Origin of the sequence: Glycomyces luteolus, assembly GCF_027622875.1 — a bacterium.
GTDB classification, from domain to species: domain Bacteria; phylum Actinomycetota; class Actinomycetes; order Mycobacteriales; family Micromonosporaceae; genus Glycomyces; species Glycomyces luteolus.
Genome location: NZ_JAPZVP010000028.1, coordinates 36,789 through 50,555, shown reverse-complemented (window position 1 = coordinate 50,555; position 13,767 = coordinate 36,789). Strand labels below are relative to the sequence as shown.

13 protein-coding genes are annotated in these 13,767 nt (G+C 72.1%); 10 read left to right on the top strand and 3 right to left on the bottom strand.

Annotation, left to right across the window (positions count from 1 at the left end; genetic code table 11):
• Nucleotides 1-39: 39 nt before the first annotated feature.
• A complete protein-coding gene (gene serC / locus O1R50_RS24470) occupies nt 40-1,155 on the bottom strand; it encodes a phosphoserine transaminase (protein ID WP_270112875.1) in 1,116 nt (371 codons plus the stop codon).
• Between the two features lie 143 nt (nt 1,156-1,298).
• On the opposite strand from serC, the gene O1R50_RS24465 reads away from it, so the two are divergent.
• Entirely contained in the window at nt 1,299-1,994 is a 696-nt protein-coding gene (locus tag O1R50_RS24465) for an SRPBCC family protein (protein WP_270112874.1), read from the top strand.
• 8 nt (nt 1,995-2,002) lie between these two features.
• On the opposite strand, the gene O1R50_RS24460 is transcribed toward O1R50_RS24465, so the two are convergent.
• Both O1R50_RS24460 and O1R50_RS24455 read right to left on the bottom strand, forming a co-directional pair.
• Nucleotides 2,003-4,027 (bottom strand): PIG-L family deacetylase, encoded by a 2,025-nt coding sequence (locus O1R50_RS24460; RefSeq protein WP_270112873.1) that lies wholly within the window; start codon nt 4,025-4,027, stop codon nt 2,003-2,005.
• Nucleotides 4,028-4,204: 177 nt separating this feature from the next.
• Nucleotides 4,205-5,293 (bottom strand): citrate synthase 2, encoded by a 1,089-nt coding sequence (locus O1R50_RS24455; RefSeq protein WP_270112872.1) that lies wholly within the window; start codon nt 5,291-5,293, stop codon nt 4,205-4,207.
• Between the two features lie 356 nt (nt 5,294-5,649).
• On the opposite strand from O1R50_RS24455, the gene O1R50_RS24450 reads away from it, so the two are divergent.
• The 9 genes from O1R50_RS24450 (at nt 5,650) to ddaH (ending at nt 13,654) form a co-directional block, all read left to right on the top strand.
• Entirely contained in the window at nt 5,650-6,546 is an 897-nt protein-coding gene (locus tag O1R50_RS24450) for an aldose 1-epimerase family protein (protein WP_270112871.1), read from the top strand.
• A gap of 253 nt (nt 6,547-6,799) precedes the next feature.
• The gene (ssd, locus tag O1R50_RS24445) at nt 6,800-7,960 is read left to right on the top strand and encodes a septum site-determining protein Ssd (RefSeq protein ID WP_270112870.1); all 1,161 of its coding nucleotides are present in this window, start codon (nt 6,800-6,802) and stop codon (nt 7,958-7,960) included.
• Complete coding sequence (locus O1R50_RS24440) at nt 7,957-9,129, top strand: TadA family conjugal transfer-associated ATPase (RefSeq protein ID WP_270112869.1); 1,173 nt, start codon at nt 7,957-7,959, stop codon at nt 9,127-9,129. The genes ssd and O1R50_RS24440 overlap by 4 nt, the downstream gene beginning before the upstream one ends.
• 321 nt (nt 9,130-9,450) lie before the next feature.
• Nucleotides 9,451-10,131: a type II secretion system F family protein gene (locus tag O1R50_RS24435; protein WP_270112868.1), complete on the top strand. Its 681-nt coding sequence runs from the start codon at nt 9,451-9,453 to the stop codon at nt 10,129-10,131.
• Nucleotides 10,131-10,730, top strand: a complete 600-nt coding sequence (locus O1R50_RS24430) for a type II secretion system F family protein (protein ID WP_270112867.1) — start codon at nt 10,131-10,133, stop codon at nt 10,728-10,730. The genes O1R50_RS24435 and O1R50_RS24430 overlap by 1 nt, the downstream gene beginning before the upstream one ends.
• A 35-nt stretch (nt 10,731-10,765) precedes the next feature.
• Nucleotides 10,766-11,449 (top strand): DUF4244 domain-containing protein, encoded by a 684-nt coding sequence (locus O1R50_RS26195; protein ID WP_333490280.1) that lies wholly within the window; start codon nt 10,766-10,768, stop codon nt 11,447-11,449.
• Between the two features lie 185 nt (nt 11,450-11,634).
• The gene (locus O1R50_RS24420) at nt 11,635-11,955 is read left to right on the top strand and encodes a TadE family type IV pilus minor pilin (protein ID WP_270112866.1); all 321 of its coding nucleotides are present in this window, start codon (nt 11,635-11,637) and stop codon (nt 11,953-11,955) included.
• Nucleotides 11,952-12,392 (top strand): Rv3654c family TadE-like protein, encoded by a 441-nt coding sequence (locus O1R50_RS24415; RefSeq protein WP_270112865.1) that lies wholly within the window; start codon nt 11,952-11,954, stop codon nt 12,390-12,392. Before O1R50_RS24420 ends, O1R50_RS24415 begins: the two co-directional genes overlap by 4 nt.
• A gap of 413 nt (nt 12,393-12,805) precedes the next feature.
• Nucleotides 12,806-13,654: a dimethylargininase gene (gene ddaH, locus O1R50_RS24410; protein WP_270112864.1), complete on the top strand. Its 849-nt coding sequence runs from the start codon at nt 12,806-12,808 to the stop codon at nt 13,652-13,654.
• The last annotated feature ends 113 nt before the right edge of the window (nt 13,655-13,767 follow it).

Below are 13,767 nucleotides of genomic sequence, written 5' to 3'. Positions count from 1 at the left end.
GCCGAACTGAATCAGCCCAATTGCACAAGGAGGTGGTCGCTAGCCCAGCTTCTCGACCACGAAGTCGATCGCCTCGGTCAGCTTGACCGCGTCCGAGGGGTCCACTGCCGGGTAGGTCGCGACACGCAACTGGTTGCGGCCCAGCTTCCGGTACGGCTCGGTGTCGACGATCCCGTTGGCGCGCAGCACCTTCGCGATCTCGGCCGCGTCCACGCCCTCGAAGTCGATCGTGGCGACCACGTTCGATCGCAGGGCGGGGTCGGCTACGAACGGGTTCGCGAACTCGCGGGCGTCCGCCCACGAGTACAGGGCCCCCGCCGACTCGGCGCAGCGCTTCGCGGCCGCGTCCAGGCCGCCCGCGGCGTTGAGCGCGTCGACCTGCTCGGCCGCGAGCACCACCGTGGCCACCGCCGGGGTGTTGTACGTCTGGTCTTTGCGCGAGTTGTCGATCGCGGTCTTCAGGTCCAGGAACGCCGGAATGTAGCGGCCGGACGCGGCGATGCGCTCGGCGCGCTCGATCGCGGCCGGGCTCATGATCGCGATCCACAGGCCGCCGTCGGAGGCCAGGCCCTTCTGCGGCGCGAAGTAATAGCAGTCGGTCTCGGTGAGGTCCACCGGCAGGCCCGCCGCCGCGGAGGTCGCGTCATGAAGCATGAGCGCGCCCTCGTGGGCGATGCGCTTGACGTCGACGGCCACACCGGTCGAGGTCTCGTTGTGCGGGGTGGCGTACGCGTCGACGCCGTCCTCGAAGGACGGGTACGCGGCCGAGCCCGGCTCGGCGGTCACGATCGTCGGCTCGCCCAGGTGCGGGGCGATCTTGATGGCTTTGGCGAACTTCGAGCCGAACTCGCCGAAGCTGGCGGCCTGCGCGCGGTCCTCGATGAGGCCGAACACGGCGACCTCCCAGAACGCGGTCGCGCCGCCCACGCCGAGGACGACCTCGTAGCCGTCGGGCAGCGAGAAGAACTCGGCCAGACCGGCCCGCAGGCGCCCGACCTCGGCCTTGACCGCCTTCTGGCGGTGGGAGGTGCCCATGACGGACCTGCCCAGTCCGGAAAGCGCGCTCATCGCCTCGGTCGGCACCTTGGAGGGGCCGGAGCCGAAGCGCCCGTCGGCGGGCAGCAGCTCTGCGGGGATGGTGATCGGGTCGGTCACTGTCGGCTCCGTTCTGGTCGGTCCTGGGCCCACTGTAAACCCGCGTTCCCGTCCCGCGATCCCCCGGGCCGGGCCCCGCCGCCAACTGGGATCACGCGCCGGCACGAGCGGCTCGGGCACCCGCAGGCCGGCAATGGTCGGGCATGATCGCAGTGAACGAGTGGAACCCGGTCCCTGAATTCGCCTTCGCGATGAAGGCCCGCGACGAAGGACACCCCGATGGCAGCATCACCGACCCGTCCCCGCACGACGATGAACGGGAAGCCGCTCGAACTGGAGCGGCGGCCGTGAACGACCGGGCCGCACCGCCGCGGCACTGGGGGACCGGGCACGCCGACGCGCAGCGGACCTGCCATGGAGCGCGGTTCGCTCCCGACCCTGCCGAACGGTGGTTCCGCGCCATCGTGATCGACGCCCCGGCCGCGACGGTCTACCGCTGGCTGTGCCAGATGCGCGTCGCCCCCTACAGCTACGACCTCCTCGACAACCGGGGCCGCCGCAGCCCCCGCCGCCTCACCCCGGGACTGGAGGCGCTGGCCGTCGGACAGAACTTCATGACCATCTTCACGCTGGTCGACTTCCAGCCGGACGCCTACCTCACCCTGCGGATGGACTCCACTCGCGGGCTGCTGCTGTTCGGCCCGTTCGTCGTCGTCTACGACGTGGAAGCCCTCACTCCGGAACGCACCCGGCTCAGGGCGACGCTCCTGGTGGGCGACAAGGCCTCGGACCGCGCGCTCGACCGCGCCCGACGCAGCGTCCTCGCCTGGGGCGACCTGGCCATGATGCGGCGGCAGCTGCGCACCTTCAAAGCACTCGCCGAGCGCCGACCCGAATAGGACCCGTCTCAGGTCGCGTGCGACCAGCTCACGGGCGGCTCGCCGCCCGGCTCGGCCTCGGCCGTCCACAGCTCCCCGTCCGCCGCGACCGTCCACAACCGCAGCGCCCCATCGGAGCCGAACGCCGCCGCCGGACGCTTGACCACCGTGATGTCCCCCCGCGTCCAAGGCCGCGACAGCAGCCCGAACCGCCCGGCGCCGGCCGACTCCAAGTCCGCAAGCGTGAGCACCAGCACCGCCGGAGCCCCGCTCCCGTCGTCGCACACCACCGCCAGCGCGCCCTCCGGCCCGATCGCCATCGCGGGCGCGAGGACCCCGCCCTCGAGCGGCACGCGCACGCCCGTCCAGTCCTCGCCCCGCCCGATGTGGAGCGCCACGTCGCTGCTCCCGGCCACCCGCGAGGCGAGCACGGCCCGCCCGTCGGGCGCCTGGGCGGCGGTGACGGCGCTGGCAGGTAGGAACGGCAGGTCGTCGGGTCCGGGCAGGTCGAGCATGCGGGAGGTCCAGTCGACCCCGTCGCCTTCCCAGACGGCCACGTTGTCGGGGGTGGCGGCGATGATGGTGAAGGCCCCGTCCAGGGCGAGCGCGGCGGGGGCGTCGTGCACGGCGGGTCCGTCGAGCCGGGCCCATGCGGCCCATACCCCGCCTTCGGTCCGCACCCGCACCGCGAGGCCGTCGTCAGGGTCGCGCATGCAGGCCAGTGCCGTGCGGCCGTCGTCGGCGGCGGCGACCTGCCCCGCGATGCGGGCGTCAGGGCCGGTCCCGGCCGGGTTCCCGAGGAGCTGCCATTGGCCTGAGACGAGGTCGTAGCAGTGGACGTCGCGCGCGTGGGTGGCCGGATCGTGGGTGTGCTCGGCGCTGATCACGTAGAGCTTCGTCCCGGCAAGCTCGAGCGAGGGGAGGGTGTCGGGTCCGCCGAGGTCCTCCCAGCCGTCGTCGCCGAGGAGTTGGGCGGTGTTGTCGCGCACGGTGATCGGACGGATGCGGCCGTCGATCTCGGCGGCGGCGACGGCCGCTGTGTAGCGCGGGTGGGTGGCGTGGCCGTAGGTGATGCCTGCTCCGGGCCCGGCGATGAGGCGGTCGCCGCAGCCGCTGGGGAGGCCGCAGTCGGCGCCGTCGTTCCAGGAGTAGACGTCGAGCGCCCGGCCCTTGGGTTCGAGGTCGGCCGCACCGAGGTTGCCGGGCCAGCGGCGGTTGTAGTAGCCGCGCCAGGCCTCGACCGTGCGGGCCGCGCCCCAGGTGCGCACGGCCTCCCAGGCGAAGAGGGCGGCGGCGGTGTGGTCGATGTGGTCGGAGTAGCCGGGCTGCTCGGCGCCGAGCCGTTCGCCGACCACGGGGTCGGGGTCGGGGTCGAGGGTGTTGACGACGGCGGGCTGGTAGCGCTCGAGCAGTTCGAGGAGCGTGGCCTGCACGGTCGACCGGTCCACGGTGGATTCGGCGGTGAGCGGCGAGCCGGTCGGGGGGAGGACCAGGGAGTCGTCGAGGCGGCCTTCCCAGAGGGCGAGGAGGCGGGTGAACTCCCCGGTGATGCGCCCGAGGTTCGTCCACAGTGAGCAGAAGATGACGTGCACTTGGGGTTTGTCCCGCAGGACGCAGAGTTCGACCTCCTGCCCCGAGTCGAGCGGGGCGAGGTAGCGGTCCCACGGCGCGTCGGCGTCGCCGAGGGCCAAGAGGGCGTAGGCGCGGCGCAGGCCGTTGTCGCGCGCGGCGGCGTATCCGGCGAAGTCGGCGGGGGCGGCGGGGCTCCAGGCGTTGGCGCCGGCCGCTTCGCCGGCGGTGAGGACGACCGTGCAGAGTCCGGCGCCGTCGTCGAGGACGCGGGCGACGCGCGGGTTGATGAAGTAGAGGCAGTCATCGGGGTGGGCCGTGATCTGCATGTGGATCGGCCCGGTGCGCACCGGTTCGGGGATCGCGCTGTCGCCCGCGGCCTCGCGGAGCGACCAGGCGCTCTCGGCGGCCGCGGCGGCGACGGCCAGCCCGGCGACACCGCCGACCAGGAGGTCGCGGCGGCGCAGCGGCAGGGGGGAGGGCATGGAGCGTCCCGTTCGGATGGTGCGGGTGTTCGAACGCGCGATGGCGACAGGGCGCCGTCATGCATCCGAACGATCGTATCCCGAACGCGCCCATGCAAGGCGAGTCCTCGTTCCACACGGGAAAAAGCGGCCCGCGTCACCCCTTGCGGGGCGGCGCGGGCCGCTGCGACGCTTCGGCTACTGCCAGCCCTCGACCTCTTCGGGCTTGCGGGGGCCGGGCCCGACGTAGGTAGCGGACGGGCGCACGATCCGGCCGAGCTTCTTCTGCTCGAGGATGTGGGCGCTCCAGCCGGCCACGCGGGCGCAGGTGAAGATCGGGGTGAACAGCTCGGCAGGCACCTCGGCGAAGTCGAGGAGCACGGCGGACCAGAACTCGACGTTCGTGGCGAGCACGCGGTCGGGCTTGCGGGCGCGGAGCTCGGCCAGCGCGGCCGACTCGAGCGCTTCGGCGACCTCGTAGCGCGGGGCGCCGAGTTCCTTGGCGGCGGCGCGGAGCACGCGCGAGCGGGGGTCCTCGGCGCGGTAGACGCGGTGGCCGAAGCCCATGAGGCGCTCGCCGGAGTCGAGGAGGTTCTTGACGTAGCTCTCGGCGTCGCCGGACTTCTCGACGCCTTCGATCATGTGGAGCACACGCGAGGGGGCGCCGCCGTGGAGCGGGCCGGAGAGCGCGCCGATGCCGGAGGAGATGGCGGCGGCGGCGTCGGCGCCGGTGGAGGCGACGACTCGGGAGGTGAAGGTGGAGGCGTTCATGCCGTGCTCGGCGGCCGACATCAGGTAGGTGTCGACGGCCTTGACGTGGGCCGGGTCGGGCTCGCCGCGCCAGCGGCGCATGAAGCGCTCGGTGATGGTGCCGGCCTTGTCGATCTCCGACTGGGGCACGGCGGGGCGGCCGGAACCGCGGGCCGACTGGGCGATGAACGACAGCGTGGTGACCGACACGCGGGCGAGATCGTCCCGGGCGGTCTCGTCGTCAATGTCGAGCAGCGGCTGGAGGCCCCAGTAGGGGGCGAGCATGGCGACCGCGGCCTGGGCGTCGACGCGGGTGTCGCCGGAGGAGACGGGCACGGGCACGGGCTCGGCGGCGGGCAGGCCGTTGCCGAACTTGCCGTCGACGAGGAGGCCCCATACGTCGCCGTAGGTGCTCTGGCCGACCAGGTCCTGGATATCGACGCCGCGGTAGCGGAGCGATCCACCCTCTTTGTCAGGCTCGGCGATCTCGGTTTCGAAGGCGATGACGCCCTCGAGGCCGGGCTTGAACTCAGACATCGTTGTTCTCCTGAGTGTGTTGTCCCTGTGGTTGCCGACCGGGGGCTTCCGGGAGGCGACGGTTCGTAGTTATCTGGAAATGGTGCCTCAATGCGATGGCCGACGGAAGTGGCCACGGGTCGGGGGTGATCCTGAATGGCGGTACAGAAGGTGCGCAAAATATGAGACAGTCATCGTGAGGGTAGTGGTTTGTCCGAGTTTGACGTTTTCGTTGGGAGGGTTTCAATAATGGGTCTTGTTGGTTTCAACGGTTTCCTGCGATCTCGCCCACATTGATACGGGTGCCGCAGGTCATCGGCCATGAGCTAACGTCAAAGCACATCCCGCCCACCGATAACGACACGGAGGTACCCCCTATGGCGCTGTCCGGCGAGCAATGGGTGATCGCCTACAACGACCACGAGGCCACCATCGTCGCTGTCGGCGGTGGAGTGCGCTCGTACTCCTACCGCGGCCGACCGATCGTCATGTCCTACGGAGATGAGGAGCTCGCGCCCGGCTGGTCCGGCCACATGCTGGCCCCTTGGCCCAACCGGGTGCGCGACGGCAAGTACAGCTACGACGGCACCGACTACCAGCTCCCGGTCAACGAGATCGAGACGAACACCGCACTGCACGGTTTCGTCGCCTGGGCCGAGTGGAATGCCGTCGACGTCACCGAGACCTCGGTCACCCTTGAATGCCGCCTGCCCGCGCGCCTGGGGTACCCCTGGACCCTGCACCTGCGCACGCGCTGGTCGATCGGCCCCGGCGGCCTCCGCGCCGCCCACACCGTGTCCAACCCCGGCCACAAGACCGCTCCGTTCGGCTTCGGCACGCACTCCTACCTCATCCCCGGCTCGCTCGAGCGGATCGACGAGGCCACCCTCCACGTCCCGGCCGCCAAGAAGCTCAAGCTCGACAAGCAGAGCATCCCGGTCGGCGCGGGCGAGTCGGACTTCGGCGACCCGACGGTCCTCAAGGACCTGGTGATCGACGACTGCTACGGCGACCTCAAGCGCGGCTCCGACGGGAAGGCCGAAGTGCGGCTGGCCGACCCGGTCTCGGGCCAGGCGGTCACGGTGTGGATGGACGAGTCCTTCCCCTGGGTCCACATCTACACCGCGGACGGCCTCGACGGGAGCCGCAAGAGGGGCTCCGTCGCGATCGAGCCGACCACCTGCCCGCCGAACGCCCTCGCCACCGGCGAGGACCTGGTCGAGCTCTCGCCGAGCGAGGCCTGGTTCGGCGTCTGGGGCATCCGCCCCGAATAATCGCAGCGAACTCCGAAGAGGGACCGTCCCACTGGGACGGTCCCTCGTCGCATATGAGGCGCACTCGCCTGCGACACGCCGAGTTGTCCACAGGCGATTCCCGAACGACCATCACCTTGCACCCCAAGACTGTCCGAATAATCCGAAAAACCGGAAGTTATCCACAGCCGAAAAATTGCTCCTTGCCGACCCTCCCCTGCGCCGGTCATGGTTACTCCAAGGCATATGAACATCACTGAACGTAGGAGTAGCCATGGCCGCGACACTCGACCGCACCACGATCACCGCCGCACCCGCCGCCGAATCCCTCCTCGTCACCACCGACGAGCGCCTCGTCGAAGCCATCGCCCCGCTCGCCGCCACCGCCGGCCACCCCCTCCGCCGGATCCGCCACCCGCGCGACGCCGAAAGCCACTGGCAGCGCGCCCCACTCGTCCTCGTCGGCCCCGACCTCGCCCCCGAATGCATCGCCTGCGACTTCCCGCCCCGCGAACCGCTCCTGCTGTGCACCACCATGTCCTGGCTCGGCGGGGACGCCGACGACACCTCCCTCCTCTGGCCCATGGCCATCCAGATGCAGGCCACCAGCGTCGTCGCCCTCCCCGACGCGGACGACTTCCTCACCAACCTGCTCATCCGCACCGCACTCGACGTCGAACCCGCACCCGTCATCGCCGCCGTCGCCGGACACGGCGGCGCAGGCGCCTCCACCCTCGCGCTCGCCGCCGCCACCGACGCCGCCCGCGACGGCCGCAAAACCGTCCTCATCGACCTCGACCACACCGGCGGCGGCATCGACACCGCCGCCGGACTCGCCGCTCAACCGGGCTGGCGCTGGCCCTCGCTCGCCAACGGCACCGGCCCGCTCGACCCCGAACGGCTCCTCGGCGGCCTCCCCAAACGAGGCGGCCTTCACATCGTCGGACCCGACCCCCGCAATCCCGCCGAAGTGAGCGCCGACGCCTTCGACCGGGTCCTGCGGGCCGCGCGACTCGCCGCCGACCTCGTCGTCGTCGACCTGCCGCGCACCCGCACCCCCGCTTCCGCCGCGGCGGCCGTCGCCGCCCGCTCGATCGCGGTCGCCCTCGGCCCCGGGCCGCGCTCCTGGGAGGCCGCCCGCAGCGTCACCGCCGCGTACGGGCTCCACAGTGCCCACCTCGGCGTCGTGCTCCGCGGCGAAGCCGAGCCGAGCCCGGCGGGCGCCACCTGGGACGGCCCGCGCGAAGCCGACTGGCTCGAACCACCGGTCTGGGGCGCCGTCCCCGCCGACCGGCGACTCCCGGTACTGCTGCGCCAAGGCCGCGTCCCCCGCGGCAAAGTCGGCCGCGGCATCCGCGACCTCACCGCGGCGCTCAGCCAACCCCGCTCGCGCGGCGAACTGGCCCTCCTCGGGCAGACCGGAGCGACGCGATGAACCTCGAACTCCTCGCCCGGGTCCGACGCCAGCTCGCCGCCCAGACCAGACCCGGAACGAACCGGGACCGGGCGCATGGATCAGCCAAAGCGGACATCGTCCGGGCCCTCTGCGCGGCAGGCGCCGCACCACCCGACCAGGCCTCGCTCCTCCAGCTCTCGGCGGCCCTGAGCGACGATCTCATCGGCGCAGGCCCGCTCCAATCGCTGCTGGACGACCCGCAGGTCACCGATGTCGTCGTCAACGGTGCGGGCGGCGTCTGGGCCGACCGCGGCGAAGGCCTGCGGCCCGCTGCCGTCCGCCTCGGCGGGCCCGACACGATCCGCTCCCTCGCCTGCCGCCTCGCCGCCGCGGCCGGGAGGCGCCTCGACGCGGGCAGCCCCTACGCGGACGTGCGACTGCCCGACGGCACCCGGTTCCACGCCGTGCTCGCACCGATCGCCACCTCGGGCCCCTACCTGTCCTTCCGCACCCACCGGTCCAAAGCGTTCACGCTCACCCAGCTCGTAGAGGCCGACACCCTCACCGCGGACATGGCGGACCTGCTGCTGCGCATCGTGAAAGCCCGCCTCGCTTTCGTCGTCACAGGCGGCACTGGAACCGGCAAGACCACGCTCCTCGCGAGCCTCCTGTCGAACGCGCCCGAGGAGGAACGCATTGTCATCGTCGAAGACGCCGCCGAACTCGCCCCGGACCACCCCCACACGCTCACCCTCGAATCGCGTCCGGCGAACATCGAAGGCGCGGGGGAGGTCGACCTGGCAGCGCTCGTCCGCCAGTCGCTGCGGATGCGCCCGGACCGCATCGTCGTGGGCGAATGCCGCGGCGCCGAAGTGATCGAACTCCTCGGCGCCCTCAACACCGGCCACGAGGGCGGCGCGGGCACCCTGCACTGCAACGCCGCCGCCGACGCGCCCGCGCGGCTCGAAGCCCTCGCGCTCCCGCACGGCCTGCCGCGTGCAGGGCTCCACGCCCAGCTGGTGGCCGCCCTCCGCGTCATCATCCACTTGCGGCGAAACGGCACCGGGCGGCAAGTCGCCGAGATCGCCCTGATCGAGACCGGCCACGCGAGAACCCAGCAACTGACGGTCTCCACGGCGTGGACACGCCACGGACCGGGCCCGGCGGCCGGCATCCTCGAACGCCTCCTGAAGGAGCGGAACGCATGAGCCGCAGCGCAACCGCAACCGCACGCCGCTGCAGTGCCGACACGTCCGCACGGCACGGTCTCCGCCCGCATCCGAGGGAGCACCGCTCATGACCGCTACCGCATTCGCCCAACCGCCCGAACGCCGCCGCTGCGGACGACCCGACCGGGCACGCAGACCCCGGGCGCGACCGGACCGAGACGCGCTCCGCCACCACACCGGCCGGGACGGACCGGGCCACCGCCCGCCTCGCCGACGCGAACGCATCCCGAACTCGCCGACCACTCCATCCGCTCGCCGCACGCAGGGCCAAGCCAGCCGATCACCGAAAGGAGACACCACATGACCGCCGTCGCCACCGCACTGATCGCCCACCGGCCGAAAGCCGCGGCCTCGATCACCGCGCTCCTCTCCGCAGTCCTCGCCGCCTGGTTCGCCGGATACCGCCACGACGGAGGCCTCGGCCCGCTCGCAGCGGTCACCGCCGCAGCGGTCGCGGCGACTTACACCGCCGCCGCAGTAGCCGCCTGGCATCTCGCCCTGCACCGCAAACGCGAACGCGAAGCCCGCCGCGCCGCCGCCGACACCGTCGCCTACCTCGCAGCCGACCTCGCGGCCGGAACCGACCCGGCCCGCGCGATCGCCGCAGCCGAACCGGAATGGCCGGCCGAAGCCGCGGCCACCGCCCGCCGCCTCCGGGCCGCCCTCCGCATCGCCGCCGAACTCGGCGCCCCCGCCGCCGAACTCTGCCGCAGACTCGCCGACCACCTCAACGACGACCACCAGTCCGCCGCCCGCGCCGGCGCCCAGACCGCCTCCATCCGAGCCACCGCGGCCCTCCTCATCGCCTTGCCCGTCGCCGGAGTCGCACTCGGCGAAGCGGCACTCGGCGTCGAAGCCGTCGCTTTCCTCTTCGCCACCCCCGCCGGCATCGGCGCGGCCGGGACCGCGATGGGCCTCCAAGCCGCAGGCCTCGCCTGGACCGGCGCGCTCATCGCCTCCGTCAACCCGAGGAGTTCCTGATGCTGCGCAAACTCATCGGCCCCTTCGCGGGCGTAGCCGTCGCGATCGCCATCGGAGGCGTGACAGGCATCGTCGCGGGCTTCGGCGCCTGGTGGCTCGCCGCCCGCCTCCTCCGCGCCGACCCCGACCGGGCCGAACGGACCGCCGCCGACCGGCTCGCCCCGTCCTGGCCCTGGACACTCGACCTCCTCGCCGCCTGCATGCGGGCCGGAGCACCGTTCCCGCAAGCGGCGTTCGCCGTCGCCGAAGCCGACGACCCCGAGATCGGCGACCGCCTGAACCGCTTCGCCGGAGCGATCCACCTGGGCGCCACCGCCGCCGAAGCACTCCCGGAACTCGGCAGGCTGCCAGGAGCCGCACGCCTCGCCCGCCAACTCGACCGCTCCGGCGACTCCGGCGCCGCCATCGCGGCGGGCCTGGAACAACTCGCGGCATCCCTCCGATCAGAACTCCGCACCCGAACCGAAGAACGCGCCGGACGCGCCGCAGTCGCACTCGTCGGGCCCCTGTGCCTGTGCTTCCTGCCCGCGTTCGTAATCGCCGGTATCGGACCGGTGGTGCTCGGCATCGTCACCGACACCCTGGCCACCGGCCTCTGACCTCATTGCCAGACAACCGAAGAGAGGAAACCGCGATGCACGCGAACACCCACACCACGATGGCCCTCCCGACCCGGAGCGACCGGCGCCAGGCACCTTCCCGACCCGACACCTGCCAGGCATCATGCCGCCCCGAAAGCCGCATGGCACCGATCTGCGAACCCGGTAGCGCCCACCCTCGACTCGCCTGCGGCCGACGCTGCGACGTGAAACCCATCCCCGACCAACCGAACGCCGACACCCGAACCAACGTCGTCGAACCAGCGAACCCGGTCGAGCCGACAAGCACCCCCGCGCCGGCCAGCACCGGCGCACCGGCCAGCACCGGCGCACCGGCCAGCACCTCCGCCCGAAACAACCCCGTCGCGCCAAGGAGCACCACCGAACCCTGGTCACCGGGCTCGAACCGGAGCCGTACGCCGATCACCGCGGGCCCTGCGAACCCCACCGACGACCGACCGCCACCGGTGAAGCGCCCCCCGAGCCCGCACCCGAGGCCCGAGGACGAATGGAGCCCGGGCCGGATGCGGCACACGGCGAAACCGAGCTGGGGCGCGCAGTTCGCGTCCCGAATGCGAGGCGAAAGCGGCATGAGCACCGCCGAGTACGCGGTCGGCACACTCGCCGCCGTGGCGTTCGCCGGAGTGCTGCTGAAAGTGCTCACCTCCGGGCCGGTGCAAAGCGCCCTGTCCGACCTGATCGAACGGGCCCTCGCATGACCACTGGCCTCCCAACCGCGCCGAAAGACCAGATCCGGCCCGACCCACCGCCACCGTCAGGCCGCATCGCGCACCGGAGATCCGACGCGGAGAAACCGAGACGCCGACGGAAAAGCAGAGGACCGCGCACCAGACCGCCCACGAACCGGGAGAGCCGCAAACGCAGGGGACCCGAAAGCGGGTTCGTGACCGCGGAAACGGCGGCGGTCATGCCCGCCGTGGTCGCGGTGCTCGCACTCGGCCTGTGGGCGGTGTCGACCGTCGGCATGAAGGTCCGCGCCATCGACGCGGCCAACAGCGCGGCGATCGCAGCCGCCAGAGGCGAGGACCCGCAAGCGGTCGCAGCGGCATACCTGCCAGAAGGCGCAACGGTCGCAGTGTCGAACGACGACACCGTGGCGCGCGCCGTAGTGACCGCGCCGGTCCGGCCCCTCGGCCCGCTGACGCCGCCCATGGACGTCACCGCCGAAGCCGCCGCCCCGATGGAACCGGGCCTGCCCCAATGAGAAAGGAGCAAAGCAAACCCGAACCCGCGCTAGACGTGTCGAGGGCCGCGAGCCACGAGGAACGCGAAACGGAGACGGTCCCGGCGATCGGAAACGAACGAGGATCGGCGACGGTCCTGGCGACCGGCGTGGCGGCCGCGCTCCTGGCCTCAGCGGTGGCGTTCACCGCCGTCGGCCAGGCCGGCGCGGCCCGCCACCGGGCCCAAGGCGCAGCGGACGCAGCCGCGCTGGCGGGAGCCGCGAGGGTCATCTTCGGTGAGGATGAGGCATGCGCAGCGGCCCAGGCGATGGTCGAGCGGTCCGAGGCCGAGTTCCAAGGATGCGAGGTGAGCGAACTGGAAGTGACGGTCCACGTCAACGAGACGCCGAACGGCCTCCCGGCGGCCTTCGGCCCAGCCCGAGCGGTGTCTCGAGCAGGCCCGGTAGCGGTCGAATAGCAGGTCGGCCTTGACCGGCTCGATCGCACTGACGCACAACCGGTCCCGGCGGCCGAGGCCAGGCCGCCGGGCACCGGGAACACCGAAGGACTGCAACCGACGGTCGGGGTGCGGGAAGGAGGCGGGCGGGGAGGAGGGGGGAGGGGGCCCCGAACGGCGACGGAACGAACCATCTCCCCTCCCCTCCAGACACCGGCGGAGAGTGAGGCCCGGCAAGGCGGCGGAGCGAACCATCGCCCCCGCCCGCCCGGACACCGGCGAGGAGGGTGAGACCTCGAATGGTCCGAACGGTCCACTGCCCCTGGCCCGTCCGGACACGGGTGACCTGCCTGGTGAGGCGTGATGGTCACACTCCGGTGTGTCCTGCGCCCGCGGGCAGTGCGTTGGGGGTTCGGGCTGTCTAAACTCGCGCCATGGAGAAACACCGTTCTTCACCTGCCGCGGCGCCCGCGACCCGGTCGCCCGGCCGCCGCACGTACCTCATGTGCCGCCCCGCCTACTACGCCGTCGAGTACGCCATCAACCCTTGGATGGACACGACCGCCCCCGTCGACGCCACACTCGCCTGCACCCAGTGGGAAGCCCTGGCCGACGCCTACACCGCCCTCGGCCACGAGGTCGTCCGCATCGAGCCCGAGCCCGGCCTCCCCGACATGGTCTACTCCGCCAACGGCGCCTTCGTCGTCGACGGGATCGCCTACGGCGCGAGCTTCCGCTACCCCGAACGCCGCCCCGAAGCCGACGCCCACGAGAAGTGGTACCGCACCTCCGGCTGGAAATACGCTGAGCCCGAGTTCATCAACGAAGGCGAAGGCGACTTCACCTACCTGCCCGGCCGCGAGCTCATCCTCGCCGGCTGGGGTTTCCGCACCGACGCCCGCGCCCACGCCGAGGCCGCCGACGTGTTCGGCCGCCCCGTCGTCTCGCTGCGCCTGGTCGACCCCCGCTACTACCACCTCGACACCGCGCTCGCGCCTCTCGACGACGAGCGCATCGCCTACTACCCCGAGGCTTTCGCCCCGGGCAGCCGTCTGCTGCTCGAACGGCTCTTCCCCGACGCGGTGATCGCCGACGCCGAGGACGCCGCCGGTTTCGGATTGAACTTCGTCTCGGACGGCCGCAACGTCGTCATCAACGCCGAGGCCTCCGGTTTCGCCAAGAAACTCCGCGACGCCGGATACGAGACCGTCCCGGTTGACCTCTCGGAGCTCAAGAAGGGCGGCGGCTCCGTCAAGTGCTGCACCGCCGAACTGCGCCGGTGACCACCCGGGCCTGACACCAGAACCGACCGAGGGGGGGGGGGGGGCGGGCGGGGGGGGGGGGGGCGGGCCCCGCCCGCGGGGGGGGGGGGGGGGGGGGGGGGGCGGCGCGGGCG

Coding starts and splice junctions, on each gene's coding strand:
- O1R50_RS24415 (WP_270112865.1), top strand. CDS start 11,952: ATGAGAAAGGAGCAAAGCAAACCCGAACCCGCGCTAGACGTGTCGAGG.
- O1R50_RS24450 (WP_270112871.1), top strand. CDS start 5,650: ATGGCGCTGTCCGGCGAGCAATGGGTGATCGCCTACAACGACCACGAG.
- ddaH (WP_270112864.1), top strand. CDS start 12,806: ATGGAGAAACACCGTTCTTCACCTGCCGCGGCGCCCGCGACCCGGTCG.
- O1R50_RS26195 (WP_333490280.1), top strand. CDS start 10,766: ATGCACGCGAACACCCACACCACGATGGCCCTCCCGACCCGGAGCGAC.
- O1R50_RS24435 (WP_270112868.1), top strand. CDS start 9,451: ATGACCGCCGTCGCCACCGCACTGATCGCCCACCGGCCGAAAGCCGCG.
- O1R50_RS24440 (WP_270112869.1), top strand. CDS start 7,957: ATGAACCTCGAACTCCTCGCCCGGGTCCGACGCCAGCTCGCCGCCCAG.
- ssd (WP_270112870.1), top strand. CDS start 6,800: ATGGCCGCGACACTCGACCGCACCACGATCACCGCCGCACCCGCCGCC.
- O1R50_RS24465 (WP_270112874.1), top strand. CDS start 1,299: ATGATCGCAGTGAACGAGTGGAACCCGGTCCCTGAATTCGCCTTCGCG.
- O1R50_RS24455 (WP_270112872.1), bottom strand. CDS start 5,293: ATGTCTGAGTTCAAGCCCGGCCTCGAGGGCGTCATCGCCTTCGAAACC.
- O1R50_RS24430 (WP_270112867.1), top strand. CDS start 10,131: ATGCTGCGCAAACTCATCGGCCCCTTCGCGGGCGTAGCCGTCGCGATC.
- O1R50_RS24460 (WP_270112873.1), bottom strand. CDS start 4,027: ATGCCCTCCCCCCTGCCGCTGCGCCGCCGCGACCTCCTGGTCGGCGGT.